This window comes from Fulvimonas soli (genome assembly GCF_003148905.1).
Lineage (GTDB): Bacteria > Pseudomonadota > Gammaproteobacteria > Xanthomonadales > Rhodanobacteraceae > Fulvimonas > Fulvimonas soli.
The window spans coordinates 209,368-223,102 of sequence record NZ_QGHC01000002.1 but is presented as its reverse complement, the minus strand read 5'-3'; the positions used below and the strand labels follow the sequence as shown (position 1 = coordinate 223,102).

Here is a 13,735-nt window from a genome sequence, read left to right as displayed (position 1 = left end):
GTATGTAACTGGTACCATCCGTTCCTCTCTCCGGTGGCTCGCCGCCTTCCCCGACGCTCCGAGGTGTTCGCCCGTGAATGCATCCAGTCCGCAGGTCGATCCGTTCGATCTGGTCATCTTCGGCGGTACCGGCGATCTCGCCATGCGCAAGCTGCTGCCGGCGCTGCTGCACCGCTACGCCGACGGGCAGATCCAGGCCGGCAGCCGGGTGATCGGCGTGGCGCGCGAGGGGCTGGACGACGAGGGCTACCGCGCCCAGGTGCGCGAGGCGCTGGCCGGTTCGCACGCCAGGCTGGAGGAATTCCTCGGCCTGGTGCACTACCGCCCGCTGGACGCGCGCAAGGACGAGGGCTGGAAGGAGTTCGCCGAGCTGATCGCCGCCGAGCCCGGGCACGTGCGGGTGTTCTACCTGTCCACCTCGCCGGAGCTGTTCGAGGACATCTGCAACCGCCTGGGCAGCCACGGCCTCAACCAGGGCCAGTCGCGGGTGGTGCTGGAGAAGCCGATCGGCCGCGACCTGGAGAGCGCCAACCGCATCAACGACGCGGTGGGCCGCGTGTTCGCCGAGTCGCAGACCTTCCGCATCGACCACTACCTCGGCAAGGAGACGGTGCAGAACCTGCTGGCGCTGCGCTTCGGCAACGCGCTGTTCGAGCCGCTGTGGAACGCCGGGCACATCGACCACGTGCAGATCACCGTGGCCGAGACGCTGGGCGTGGGCCGCCGTGGCGCCTACTACGACCGCGCCGGCGCGCTGCGTGACATGGTGCAGAACCACATGCTGCAGCTGCTGTGCATGGTGGCGATGGAGCCGCCGGCCTCGCTGTCGCCGGACGCGGTGCGCGACGAGAAGCTCAAGGTGCTGCACGCGCTCAAGCCGATCGACGGCCACAACGCGGCGCAGCTCACCGTGCGCGGCCAGTACCGCGCCGGCGTGGCCGAGGGGCAGAAGGTGCCCGGCTACCTGGAGGAGCTGGACGGCAAGCACTCGGACACCGAGACCTTCGTGGCGCTGAAGGCGGAGATCGCCAACTGGCGCTGGGCCGGCGTGCCGTTCTACCTGCGCACGGGCAAGCGGCTGGCCGAGCGCGTGTCGGAGATCGTGGTGGCGTTCAAGCCGGTGCCGCACTCGATCTTCGACGCCGCGGGGCCGCTGGCGCAGAACCGCCTGGTGCTGCGCCTGCAGCCGGACGAGGGCGTGAAGCTGTGGCTGACCATCAAGCATCCCGGCCCCGGCGGCCTGCGCCTGCGCCACGTGCCGCTGGACATGAGCTTCGCCGAGGCCTTCGGCGTGCAGCAGCCCGACGCCTACGAGCGCCTGCTGCTGGACGTGGTGCGCGGCAATCCCACCCTGTTCATGCGCCGCGACGAGGTGGAGGCCGCCTGGCGCTGGGCCGATCCGATCCTCGACGCCTGGGCCGCCAGCAGCGAGCCGCCGCGCCCGTACGCGGCCGGCAGCTGGGGGCCGAGCGCGGCGGTGGCGCTGATCGAGCGCGACGGCCGCACCTGGAACGAGGACAGTGACTGAGGCGCGGCGGACGATCGCGCCGGCGCTTCACCGGCCATTGCCGGCGCCCGGCGTAGCGTCCGCAGGAGAACGTGGACATGCCTGATCCCCGCATCGCCATGTACAGCTTCGACGACGGCCCGGCGCTGGCGGCCGCGCTGGCCGGGCGCGTGGCCGGCCTGCTGCGCGAGGGCATCGCCGCGCGCGGCGCGGCGGTGCTGGCGGTGTCCGGCGGCAGCACGCCGGTGCGCTTCTTCGAGCGCCTGGCGCGGCAGGCGCTGGCGTGGGACAAGGTGCGGGTCACCCTGGTCGACGAGCGCTGGGTGGACGAGGACAGCGAGCGCTCCAATGCGCGCCTGGTGAAGGCGCAGCTGTTGCAGGGCGCGGCGGCCGCGGCGCGGTTCGTGCCGCTCTACACCGGCGCCGACACGCCCGAGGCCGGCTGCGCCGAGGCGCGCCAGCGCATCCGCGCGCTGCCGCGGCCGTTCGACGCGGTGGTGCTGGGCATGGGCGCCGACGGGCACACCGCCTCGTTCTTCCCCGGCGGCGACCGCCTGGTCGAGGCGCTGGACCCGGACGGTCGCGTGCCGGTGCTGCCGATGCGCGCCGCCGGCGCGGGCGAGCCGCGCATCACCCTCGCCCTGCCCGCGCTGCTCGACACCCGCGCGCTGATCCTGCACATCGAGGGCGCGCCCAAGCGCGCCCTGCTCGCCGCGGCCCTGGAGGGACGCGGCGAGGCCGCGCAGTACCCGGTGCGCGCCGTGCTGACCCAGCGGCGCGTGCCGCTCGAGGTGTACTGGTGCCCGTGAGCGCCGCACCGCCCTTCCGCCAGGAGCGCGCCGGCCCGCCGCCGCGGCGCCGCTTCCAGCCAACGCCACCCCGGACCGATCCATGACCACGCTGCATCCCACCGTCGCCGAAGTCACCGCCCGCCTGGCCGAGCGCAGCCGCGCCAGTCGCGCGGCCTACCTGGCGCGCGTCGACGCGGCCGGCCGCGTCGACGGCACCCATCGCCAGCACCTGTCCTGCGGCAACCTCGCGCACGGCTTCGCCGCCTGCAACCCGCAGGACAAGGCCGCGCTGCGCGAGGGCCGCGGCCCCAACCTCGGCATCGTCACCGCCTACAACGACATGCTCTCGGCGCACCAGCCGTACGAGCGCTACCCTGCGCTGATCCGGGAAGCCGCGCGCGCGGCCGGCGCCACCGCGCAGGTGGCCGGCGGCGTGCCGGCGATGTGCGACGGCATCACCCAGGGGCGCGCCGGCATGGAGCTGTCGCTGTTCTCGCGCGACCTGATCGCAATGGCCACCGCGGTGGCGCTGTCGCACGACATGTTCGACGGCGCGCTGTACCTGGGCATCTGCGACAAGATCGTGCCGGGCCTGCTGATCGGCGCGCTCGGCTTCGGCCACCTGCCCGGCGTGTTCGTGCCCTCGGGGCCGATGCCCAGCGGCATCCCCAACGAGCAGAAGACCAAGGTGCGCCAGGCCTACGCCGAGGGCAAGGCCACGCGCGCCGAGCTGCTGGAGGCGGAGGCGGCGTCCTACCACGCGCCCGGCACCTGCACCTTCTACGGCACCGCCAACTCCAACCAGATGCTGATGGAGATCATGGGCCTGCAACTGCCGGGCAGCGCCTTCGTGCCGCCGGACACGCCGCTGCGCGACGCGCTCACCGTGCACGCCGTGGAGCGCGCCGCCGCGATGGCGCACGAGCGCCTGCCGCTCGGGCGGCTGCTGGACGAGCGCAGCGTCGTCAACGGCGTGATCGGCCTGCACGCCACCGGCGGCTCCACCAACCACTTGCTGCACCTGGTGGCGATGGCGCGCGCGGCGGGCATCGAGCTGCGCTGGGAGGACTTCGACGCGCTGTCCTCCGCGGTGCCGCTGCTGGCGCGCGTGTATCCCAACGGCTACGCCGACGTGAACCAGTTCCACCAGGCCGGCGGCATGGCCTTCCTGATCGACCAGCTGCTCGGCGCCGGCCTGCTGCACGCCGACGTGCAGACCGTGGCGGGCCCGGGCCTGGCGCGCTACGCGCAGGTGCCCTCGCTCGACGCGGCCGGCGCGCTGGCGTGGACGCCGGTGCCGAAGGAGAGCGGCAACCGCGGCGTGCTGCGCGCGGCCAGCGAGCCGTTCCGCCCGGACGGCGGCCTGCGCCTGCTCGACGGCAACCTCGGCCGCGCGGTGATCAAGGTGTCCTCGGTGCCGGAGGACCGCATGCTGATCGAGGCGCCGGCGGTGGTGTTCCACGACCAGGACGAGGTGAAGCGCGCCTTCGACCGCGGCGAGCTCAACCGCGACTTCGTCGCCGTGGTGCGCTTCCAGGGGCCGCGCGCGAACGGCATGCCGGAGCTGCACAAGCTCACGCCCACGCTGGCCGTGCTGCAGGACCGCGGCCACCGCATCGCGCTGCTCACCGACGGGCGCATGTCCGGCGCCTCCGGCCGCGTGCCGGCGGCGATCCACGTGACGCCGGAGGCGGAGGCGGGCGGCGCCATTGCGAAGATCCGCGACGGCGACCCGATCCGCCTCGACGCCGCGAACGGACGTCTGGACGTCCTGGTCGACGCCGCCGAGTTCGCCGCGCGCGCGCCGGCCGCCGCCGACCTTTCCGCGCACCGGACCGGCATGGGCCGCGAGCTGTTCGGCCTGTTCCGCGCCCACGCCACCACCGCCGACCTCGGCGCGGGAGTGCTGTGATGACCACGATGAGCGACAAGCAGGCCCGGGTCGAGAGCGTGATGAGGCTCGCCCCGGTGATCCCGGTGGTGATCATCGACGACGCGCGCCACGCGGTGCCGATGGCGCGCGCGCTGGTGGCCGGCGGCATCCGCGCGATCGAGGTGACGCTGCGCACGCAGGCGGCGCTGGACGCGATCCGCGCCATCGCCGCCGAGGTGGAGGACGCGGTGGTGGGCGTGGGCACGGTGCTCGCGGCCGGCGACCTCGCGGCGGCCGAGCGCGCCGGCGCGCGCTTCGCCGTCTCGCCGGGCGTCTCGCCCGGCCTGCTCGACGCGGCCGACGACAGCGCGCTGCCGCTGCTGCCCGGCGCGGCCACGGCGAGCGAGGCGATGGCCCTGCTGGAGCGCGGCTACCGGCACTTGAAGTTCTTTCCCGCCGTGCCCGCGGGCGGCGTCAGGCTGCTCGGCGCCTGGGCCAGCCCGCTGCCGCAGCTGCGCTTCTGTCCCACCGGCGGCATCGGCTTGGCCAGCGCGCCGGATTTCCTCGCCCTGCCCAACGTGCTGTGCGTGGGCGGCTCCTGGCTCACCCCGGCGGACAGGCTGGCGGCCGGCGACTGGGCCGGCATCGAGCTGCTGGCGCGCGAGGCGGCGGTGCTGAAGCGGTCGGTCTAGCGGTGGGCCGGCCGGCGGGGCCGGGCATGCGCGCGTTCGCGTGCGCGCGGTGGCGATTCGCCGGGTGCGCTGATTCTTCGCGGCCTTGTGGAGAGAACCGGGGCCAGGAATGACTTGGCGCAAGCGCCGGGCGGCGGTGCCACGGCCGTCATCGAGGCCTTGTCGCCAGTGCGGCCCCTCACCCCGGCCCTCTCCCCGCTCCTCAAAGCCGGCGCCATCCATGGCGCCTCCCCGCGTACCCCGCAAGGGAGAGGGAGCAGCGGGCGCGGATGCCGCGTTTCCTGCTCCTTTGCGGGAGCGGCCTCCGGCCGCGAAGAGCGGGTCGCCGGAACGAAGCCCACGCCATGCCGCATCAGTCGCCATGGCCCGGCGACGCGGAATCCCTCGAAGGCATTGCCCGCCCGCACCATGCCATCGTCCCCGACATGGGCCGCGACCCGGCCCATGGATTAAGCTGCGCGCCTTCGCCGGCGATGCCCTCCCATGATCGATCTGCTCTGCGCGATCACCTGCAGCGTGCTGGTCTCCGTGCTGCTCAAGCTGGCGCGGCGCTGGCGCACGGACGTCGGCCAGATGGTGGCGTGGAACTACGCGATGGCGGGCGGGCTGACCGCGCTGGTGCTGCGTCCGCCGCTGGCGCCGCTCGGGCAGCCGGGCGCGCCGTGGCTCGCGCTGGCCGCGCTGGGCGTGCTGCTGCCGGCGATCTTCCTCGCGCTGGGCGCGTCGGTGCGGCACGCCGGCATCGTGCGTTCGGAAGTGGCGCAGCGGCTGTCGCTGCTGCTCTCGTTGCTGGCCGCGTTCGCGCTGTTCGGCCAGGCGCTGACGCCGCGCCTGGGCGCCGGGCTGCTGCTCGGCCTGCTGGCGCTGGCGGCGATGGTCTGGCGCCCGGAGCGCGGCGCGCGCGGTGCGGGCGCCGGCGCCTGGGTCTGGCCGCTGGCGGTGTTCGCCGGCTTCGGCGCGATCGACGTGCTGCTCAAGCGCGTGGCCGCGGCCGGCGTGCCGATCGGCGCCTCGCTGCAGGCGATGTTCGCGCTGGCGCTGCCGGTGGCCTTCGCGCTGGCCGCGCTCGGGCGCGTGCGCGGCGGCGCGCCGTTCACCGCGCGCAGCCTGGCGGCGGGCCTGCTGCTGGGCGCGCTCAACTTCGCCAACATCTACGCCTACCTGCGCGCGCACCAGGCGCTGCCGCGCGATCCGGCGCTGGTGTTCGCCGGCATGAACCTGGGCGTGGTGGCGCTGGGCGCGCTGGTCGGCGTGCTGGCCTTCCGCGAGCGGCTGAACCGGGTGAACGCGCTGGGGTTGCTGCTCGCGCTGCTGGCGATCGGCCTGCTCACGTTCTGAAGGCATGACTTCTGGGGTATGAAAAGCCGGCGCGCACTGCGCCAAGCTGGCCCGATTTCCGCCACCCCCGCAGGATGATCCCCATGCGCAAGCTCCCCCTCGCCGCGGCCCTGGCCGCCTTGCTGCTCGCCGGCAGCGCCTTCGCCGCCGACAAGGACAAGGACAAGGCCGACAAGCCGGAGGCGAAGCCCGACGCCGCGCTGGTGCAGCCGCAGTCGTCCGAGAGCGAGGGCAGCGTCAGCGTCGAGGGCAGGCGCATCGACTACAAGGCGGTGGCCGGCACGCTGGTGCTGCACGGCAAGGGCGACAAGGAGGACGAGCCCACCGTCAGCATGTTCTACGCCGCCTACTTCAAGAAGGGCGCGGACCCCGCGAAGCGGCCGGTCACCTTCATCTACAACGGCGGCCCCGGCTCGGCCACGGTGTGGCTGCACATGGGCGCGTTCGGCCCCAGGCGCGTGGTGACCAGCGACGACAGCCACACGCCCGCCGCGCCCTACGGCCTGGTCAACAACGACTACAGCCTGCTCGACGCCTCCGACCTGGTGTTCATCGACGCGCCGGGCGCGGGCTTCAGCCGCCTGATCGCCGCCGACGAGGACAAGTCCAAGCGCGACGAGCAGATGAAGGACCGCAAGAAGGAGATCTACAGCGTGGACGGCGACGGCCACGCCTTCGCCCAGTTCGTCACCCAGTTCCTGTCCAGGTACGGCCGCTGGAACTCGCCCAAGTACCTGTTCGGCGAGAGCTACGGCACCACCCGCTCGGCGGTGCTGGCGAACGACCTGGAGAACGAGGACAGCGTGGACCTCAACGGCGTGATCCTGCTCTCGCAGATCCTGAGCTTCGACAACAGCATCGACGGCCCGGAGCACAACCCGGGCATGGACCTGCCCTACGTGCTGGCGCTGCCCACCTTCGCCGCCACCGCGTACTACCACCACAAGCTGCCGCAGCCGCCGGCCGCGCTGGAGCCGTTCCTGCGCGAGGTGGAGCAGTTCGCGCAGGGCGAGTACGCCAGCGCGCTGATCGCCGGCGCCGCGCTCGACCCGGCGCGCAAGCAGGCGGTGGCCGAGAAGCTGCACCAGTACACCGGCCTGCCGGTGGCCTACCTGCTCAAGGCCGACCTGCGCGTCAGCGGCGGCATGTTCGAGCACGAGCTGCAGGCCGACGGCGACCTCACCACCGGCCGCCTGGACAGCCGCTTCGCCGGCCCCTCGCTGGACCCGCTGAGCAAGGAGTCCGAATACGACCCGCAGTCCTCGGCGATCAGCTCGGCCTACGTGGCCGCCTTCAACGACTACGTGCGCCGGCAGCTCAAGTTCGGCGAGGGCCGCCAGTACCGCCTGTTCGCCGACATCGACGACTGGGGCCTGAAGCACCACGGCCGCGACGGCGCGCTCAACGTGATGGGCGACCTGGCGATGGCGATGAAGACCAACCCCGACCTCAAGGTGTTCTTGAACGGCGGCTACTACGACCTGGCCACGCCCTACTTCGCCGCCGACTACGAGATGCGCCACCTGCCGATCCCGGCCGCGCTGCAGAAGAACATCAGCTACGCCTGGTACCCGTCCGGCCACATGGTCTACGCGCACGAGGCGTCGCTGAAGGCGCTGCACGACAACGTGGCGCGCTTCATCGAGCAGACCGACAACGTGAAGCGGTGAGTGCAGGTGAGGCGGCGCGGGCGCTATGCTCGCGCCGCCTCCCTTCCGCCGGACCGCCATGCGCGCGCTGATCGACCGCTACCTCGACGCCTACAACCGCCTCGACGTGGAGGGCATGCTGGCCACGGTGCATCCGCAGGTGGTGTTCGAGAACGTCGCCGGCGGCGCCGTCACCGTGCGTACCGAGGGCATCGCGGAGCTGCGCCGGCTGGCCGAGCGCACGCGGCCGCTGTTCGCGCGGCGCCGGCAGACCATCACCTCCTACGCCGAGAGCAACGGCGTGGCGCGGGTGGGCATCGCCTTCGAGGGCGTGTTCGCGCTGGACCTGCCCAACGGCGTGCGCGCGGGGCAGGTGCTCGCCCTGGACGGGCGCAGCGAGTTCCGCGTGCGCGACGGGCTGCTGATCCACATCGCCGACTACAGCGACTGATGTGTCAAGCGGGGCCTTCTCGGGCCTTGCTTTCGCGGCCGGAGGCCGCTCCCACGGGCCGCCGCGTTTTCGTGGGAGCGGCCTCCGGCCGCGATCGGCGCAGGCTAACCCGTCAAGCTGACCCCGCCTGCCTCGCCGTCCGGGCGGCGCCGCAGCGCGGCGCGCCAGCGCGCCTGCGCGGCGCCGTCGGCCTCGGCGAGGAACTGCGGCCGGTTCGCCAGCAGCGCCGCCACCGGCACGCCGTCCTCGTACAGCACGCGGGTGCCGGCCAGCGCCGGCAGCTTCTCGCCGGCCAGCACGGTGCCGACCAGGTTGAGCGGGTCGCTGCCGCTCAGGGCGACGAGCTGCCCGTCCGGCGGCCGCGCGCGCACCGCGCGCAGCGCGGGGATCGCCTCCGGCAGCGCGAACTGCTCGCCGACCAGGCCCTCGACGAAGCGGCCGCCGCGGATCTCGCCGCGCGCCTCCAGCCGGCGGTACACGCGCAGCAGCTCGCGCCACGACGGCAGCCACGGCGCCTCGCGCTCCAGCAGCTTCCAGAACACCACGCCGTAGCGGGCGAGCAGGGTGCGCGCGACGTGCTCGACCGCCTCGTCCCGCTGCATCCCCGCGCTGCCTGCCCCCTCTCCCCGGCGGGGTACGCGGGGAGGCGCCGTGGATGGCGCCGGCTTTGAGGAGCGAGGAGAGGGCCGGGGTGGGAGGCCGCCCTTGCCGGGCGCCCCGAAAGAGCGCGCTTCGAGCGAGTCGGTCGCAAGCCCCGATCCCTCATCCCGGCCTTCGCCCTGGCGGGGAGGAGGAGCCGTACCGCCCGGCGAAACCCGCCGCACCAATGCCCAGCGTCCCGCATGCTCGATCTCGGTGAGCAGGTGCCGGCGCAGGCGGCGGTGGCGGCCGGCCTGCTTCTGCGCGGCGGGCAGCAGCAGCGCGCGCAGGCCGGCGAAGCTGTCGGCGGTGACGCGGCCGGCGGCGACCAGCTCGCCCAGCGCGTCCTCCAGCTCGCTGCGCAGCAGGCGCGTGGCGTCCAGCAGCTCGTCGAAGAACAGCGCGCCGTGCGCGGCCAGCGCGTCGGCCACCGCCTGCGCGCGCGAGGACGGCAGCGCCTCCTGCGCGGCGGCGTCGGCGGCGACGGACGTCCAGACGGCCATCTGCCGGCGCGGCAGAAGCACGATCGGGGTGGCGCGCACCGGGCCGCCGCCGCCGCCCGCGCGCAGGCGGCTCCAGCCGACGCGGCCGGCGCGGCACAGCTCGTCCAGCCAGCGGCTCGAATAGTCGGCGATGCGCGCCGGCAGCAGCTCGCTCTCCCACGCGCCGGCGGCGGCCTCGTAGCCTTCCAGCTGCGCCAGCACGGCGGGCAGCGCGTCCGGGCCGTGCATGCGCGCGGCCGGCGCGACGTGCTGCCAGTCGAGCAGGAAGCGCAGGAAGTCGCGCCGGCTCACCGGCTCGATCTCGCGGCGCAGCCGGCCGATGGTGTAGCGGTGGATGCGCGCCAGCAGGTGGCGCTCGCACCATTCGGTGTCCGCCGCGTCGGGGCTGAAGCGGCCCTGCATCACGTAGCCTTCCGACTGCAGGCGGAGCAGCGCCAGCTCCACGTCGCCGGTGTCCACGCCCAGCGCGGCGGCGAGCCGCGGCGCGGTGGCGGGGCCGAGGCCGGTGAGGCGGCAGCGCAGCAGCTCGCGCAGGGCGTCCTCGCGGTCCCAGGGTTGTTCGGCGTATTCGGCGGGGGCGGCGATGGGCGGCTGCATCGTCGCGTGGGGGTGCATGGCTTGCCAGAGGGGGAGGCGTTCGGCGGCGATCCAAACCGGCGTTCCATGCGAAGCGGCGCGAGTGGGATTGCCGGAAGCTTCATGCGCAGCGATACCGCCCACCGCGTTCGCCCCTTCTCCCCTCCGGGGAGAAGGTTGGGATGAGGGGTCGGGGCTTGCGACCGACTCGTTCGAAGCGGGCTTTCCCGGGGCGCCCGGCAAGGGCGGCCCCTCACCCCGGCCCTCTCCCCGCTCCTCAAAGCCGGCGCCATCCATGGCGCCTCCCCGCGTACCCCGGAGGGGAGGGGGAGCCAAGGGAGCGTCGAGGGGCATGGGGGTCAGCAGCAGCGTGGCGCGGCGCGACCTGGCGAGCGCCTGCAGGCGCCCGGTCCAGCCCTCGTTGGCCGCGGCCTCCGTCGCGGTGACGCCGCCCAGCACGTTGAGCGCCTCGTGCATCTCGTCGGCGCTGCGCACCTCGGGCCAGGCCTCGGCGCGCACCGCGGCGATCGCCTCCGGGTCGAGCCGGCCGAGGTCGCCGGCGTCGGCGGGGTCGCCCCAGCGGCGCGCCTGCACCGCCTGGGTGCGGCGCTCCTCCAGCGGCGCGTCGTCGAGGTAGGCGTAGGGCGCGGCGGTGAGCACCTCGCTGGCCAGCGGGCTCGGCGCGGCGAGGTCGCGCGCGACCACCGCGATGCGCCCCTCCTCCAGCCCGCGCAGCAGGCGCAGCAGGCCGTCGGTGTCCATCGCCTCGCGCAGGCAGTCGTGCAGGGTCTGGTTCACCAGCGGATGGTCGGGCACCTCGCGCTCGCCCACGATGTTCTCCAGGCAGGCCACTTGGTCGGGGAACACGGTGGCGAGCAGGTCCTCGCTTTTCATGCGCTGCAGCTGCGGCGGCACCTTCCTGCCGCCGACGAAGCGCGGCAGCGCCAGCGCGGTCACCGCGTTCCAGCGCCAGCGGGTGGGGAACAGCGGCGCGTCGAGCAGCGCCTGCACCAGCACGTGCTCGGCGCTGGCGGAGTGCAGGTAGCGCGCCACCTCGATCAGCGGGAAGCTGTGGCTGGTGGACAGCGACAGCACGATGGCGTCCTCGGTGGCCGCCGCCTGCAGCTCGAAGTTGAACTGGCGGCAGAAGCGCTTGCGCAGCGCCAGGCCCCAGGCGCGGTTGATCCGGCTGCCGTAGGGCGAGTGGATCACCAGCTGGGTGCCGCCGGACTCGTCGAAGAAGCGCTCGAACACCAGCGTGGACTGCGTGGGCAGCACGCCCAGCGCCGCCTTGGCGCGGGCGAGGTACTCGGCCAGCTGCTGCGCGGCCGCCTCGCCCAGGCCCAGCGTCGCCTGCAGCCAGGCGAGCGTGGCGGCGATGCCGCCCTCGTCCAGCCGCGCGGCGATCTCCTCGCGCAGCCGCGACACGCCGAAGGACAGCTCGTCGCTGCGCCCCGGCGCCTCGCCCAGCCAGAACGGGATGTTCGGCGGCACGCCCTTGGCGTCCTCCACGCGCAGCTTGCCCGGCTCGACGCGCAGGATGCGGTAGCTGGTGTTGCCGAGCTGGAACACGTCGCCGGCCAGGCTCTCCACCGCGAAGTCCTCGTTCACCGTGCCCACCACGGTGGCCTGCGGCTCCAGCACCACCAGGTAGTCGGCGGTGTCGGGGATGGTGCCGCCGGAGGTGACCGCGGTGAGCCGCGCGCCGCGCCGCCCGCGCAGCTGGCGGTGCACGGCGTCGCGGTGGATGTAGGCGGCGCGCGCGCCGCGGCGGGTGGTGAAGCCTTCGGCCAGCATGCGCACCACCGCGTCGAAGTCCTTGCGTGCGAGCGCGCGGTACGGGTGGGCGCGGCGCACCAGCGCGTACAGCGCGTCCTCGTCCCATTCGGCGCAGGCCACCTCGGCGACGATCTGCTGCGCCAGCACGTCCAGCGGCTGCGGCGGCTGCACCAGCGCGTCCAGCTCGCCGCGGCGCACGCAGTCCAGCAGCGCCGCGCACTCGGCCAGGTCGTCGCGCGAGGTGGGGAACAGCCGCGCCTTGGGCGTGCCGCCCACCGCGTGGCCGCTGCGCCCGGCGCGCTGCAGGAAGGCGGCGATCGAGCGCGGCGAGGCGATCTGGCAGACCAGCTCGACGTCGCCGATGTCGATGCCCAGCTCCAGCGAGGCGGTGGCGACCAGCGCCTGCAGCTCGCCGCGCTTCAGGCGCTGCTCGGCGTCCAGCCGCTGCTCGCGCGAGAGGCTGCCGTGGTGCGCGGCGACCCGCTCCTTGCCCATGCGCTCGGACAGGTGCCGCGCCACCCGCTCGGCCATCCGGCGCGTGTTGACGAACACCAGCGTGGTGCGGTGCGCCTGCGCCAGCGCGGCGAGGCGGTCGTAGACCAGCGCCCAGCAGTCGTTGGACATCACCGCTTCCAGCGGCACCGGCGGCACCTCGATGGCGAGGTCGCGCGGGCGGGTGTGACCCACGTCGATGATCGTGCAGCGCGATGCTTCCCTCTCCCCGTCGGGGATAAGGTGGCCCGAAGGGACGGATGAGGGGGCGGGGCTTGCGAGGACGTTGGTTGTTGGATCCGCTTCGTGCGGAGCATCCGGCGAGACTGGCCCCTCACCCCGGCCCTCTCCTCGCTCCTCAAAGCCGGCGCCATCCATGGCGCCTCCCCGCGTACCCCGCAGGGAAGCGGGAGCAAGCGGCGCCAGCGCGGCGTCCTCGCCCTCGCCGACCAGGAAGCGCGCCACCGCCTCGATCGGCTTCTGCGTGGCCGACAGGCCGATGCGCACCAGCCGCCGCTGGCACAGCGATTCCAGCCGCTCCAGGCTCAGCGCCAGGTGCGCGCCGCGCTTGCTGTCGGCCAGCGCGTGGATCTCGTCCACGATCACCTCGCGCACGCTCTTCAGCGCCTCGCGGCCCGACGGCGAGCCGAGCAGGATGTACAGCGACTCCGGCGTGGTCACCAGGAGGTGCGGCGGCACCTTGCGCATCCACGCGCGCTCGGCCTGCGGCGTGTCGCCGGTGCGCACCGCGGTGCGGATCGCCACGTCGGGCAGGCCCCGCGCCTCCAGCTCGGCGCGGATGCCTTCCAGCGGCGCCTCCAGGTTGATGCGGATGTCGTTGGACAGCGCCTTCAGCGGCGACACGTACAGCACCCGCGTCTCGTCCGGCAGCGCGCCGCCGCGCGCCACGCCCTCGCGCACCAGCGCGTCGATCGCGGCGAGGAAGGCGGTGAGCGTCTTGCCCGAGCCGGTGGGCGCGGCCACCAGGGTGTGCTCGCCGCGGCGGATCGACGGCCACGCCGCCGCCTGCGCCGCGGTGGGCGCCGCGAAGGTGCGGGCGAACCAGGCCGCCACGGCCGGATGGAAACCATCCAGCGCCGGGTCGGCGGCGGGCAGGGGGGCGGGCACGTGGGTCATCGGTCGGACGGTGGCCTGGAGGATACGCCAGCATCGCCGGCGGCGGTCTCGGCGGCTGCGCCTGCGGAAGGCGGCCACGGGATCAAAGATGATGCCGGGCGCGGGCCATCCCAAGTGGAAGCCGCGGAACGGTCGTGCCGACATTTGCCGCGCGTTCGGCGGGCGCGCTGCCGGCCGCATGCGCGCGGCATACCGGGCTGCGGGGGCGCCGCCACCTGGCGGGCGCGTGCCGCGCGCCCTACAGTGGCCCGCCCGGTCGATAGAAAAACTATCGAATGAACATGCCCGTGCTGTGCGTTCCGCGCGTT

General features: G+C 74.0%; 8 protein-coding genes. 7 read left to right on the top strand and 1 reads right to left on the bottom strand.

Features of this window, described 5'->3' with window-relative positions:
* Positions 1 to 73 precede the first annotated feature (73 nt).
* The 7 genes from zwf (at position 74) to C7456_RS03065 (ending at position 8,301) form a co-directional block, all read left to right on the top strand.
* Positions 74 to 1,528, top strand: coding sequence for a glucose-6-phosphate dehydrogenase (gene zwf, locus C7456_RS03095; protein WP_109722295.1), 1,455 nt, complete (start codon positions 74 to 76; stop codon positions 1,526 to 1,528).
* 77 nt (positions 1,529 to 1,605) lie between these two features.
* A complete protein-coding gene (gene pgl / locus C7456_RS03090; RefSeq protein ID WP_109722460.1) occupies positions 1,606 to 2,316 on the top strand; it encodes a 6-phosphogluconolactonase in 711 nt (236 codons plus the stop codon).
* A gap of 82 nt (positions 2,317 to 2,398) precedes the next feature.
* Positions 2,399 to 4,210 (top strand): phosphogluconate dehydratase, encoded by a 1,812-nt coding sequence (gene edd, locus C7456_RS03085; RefSeq protein WP_109722294.1) that lies wholly within the window; start codon positions 2,399 to 2,401, stop codon positions 4,208 to 4,210.
* 8 nt (positions 4,211 to 4,218) lie between these two features.
* The gene (eda, locus tag C7456_RS03080) at positions 4,219 to 4,863 is read left to right on the top strand and encodes a bifunctional 4-hydroxy-2-oxoglutarate aldolase/2-dehydro-3-deoxy-phosphogluconate aldolase (protein ID WP_425454615.1); all 645 of its coding nucleotides are present in this window, start codon (positions 4,219 to 4,221) and stop codon (positions 4,861 to 4,863) included.
* A 483-nt stretch (positions 4,864 to 5,346) separates the two neighbouring features.
* A complete protein-coding gene (locus tag C7456_RS03075) occupies positions 5,347 to 6,201 on the top strand; it encodes a hypothetical protein (protein WP_109722292.1) in 855 nt (284 codons plus the stop codon).
* Between the two features lie 83 nt (positions 6,202 to 6,284).
* Entirely contained in the window at positions 6,285 to 7,871 is a 1,587-nt protein-coding gene (locus C7456_RS03070) for a S10 family peptidase (RefSeq protein ID WP_109722459.1), read from the top strand.
* 58 nt (positions 7,872 to 7,929) lie between these two features.
* A complete protein-coding gene (locus C7456_RS03065) occupies positions 7,930 to 8,301 on the top strand; it encodes a nuclear transport factor 2 family protein (protein ID WP_109722291.1) in 372 nt (123 codons plus the stop codon).
* Between the two features lie 104 nt (positions 8,302 to 8,405).
* Here C7456_RS03065 and C7456_RS17710 read toward each other — a convergent pair whose 3' ends face one another.
* Positions 8,406 to 13,427, bottom strand: a complete 5,022-nt coding sequence (locus tag C7456_RS17710) for a DEAD/DEAH box helicase (protein WP_245889753.1) — start codon at positions 13,425 to 13,427, stop codon at positions 8,406 to 8,408.
* Positions 13,428 to 13,735 lie beyond the last annotated feature (308 nt).

Coding starts and splice junctions, on each gene's coding strand:
- pgl (WP_109722460.1), top strand. CDS start 1,606: ATGCCTGATCCCCGCATCGCCATGTACAGCTTCGACGACGGCCCGGCG.
- edd (WP_109722294.1), top strand. CDS start 2,399: ATGACCACGCTGCATCCCACCGTCGCCGAAGTCACCGCCCGCCTGGCC.
- eda (WP_425454615.1), top strand. CDS start 4,219: ATGAGCGACAAGCAGGCCCGGGTCGAGAGCGTGATGAGGCTCGCCCCG.
- C7456_RS03075 (WP_109722292.1), top strand. CDS start 5,347: ATGATCGATCTGCTCTGCGCGATCACCTGCAGCGTGCTGGTCTCCGTG.
- C7456_RS03070 (WP_109722459.1), top strand. CDS start 6,285: ATGCGCAAGCTCCCCCTCGCCGCGGCCCTGGCCGCCTTGCTGCTCGCC.
- C7456_RS03065 (WP_109722291.1), top strand. CDS start 7,930: ATGCGCGCGCTGATCGACCGCTACCTCGACGCCTACAACCGCCTCGAC.
- C7456_RS17710 (WP_245889753.1), bottom strand. CDS start 13,427: ATGACCCACGTGCCCGCCCCCCTGCCCGCCGCCGACCCGGCGCTGGAT.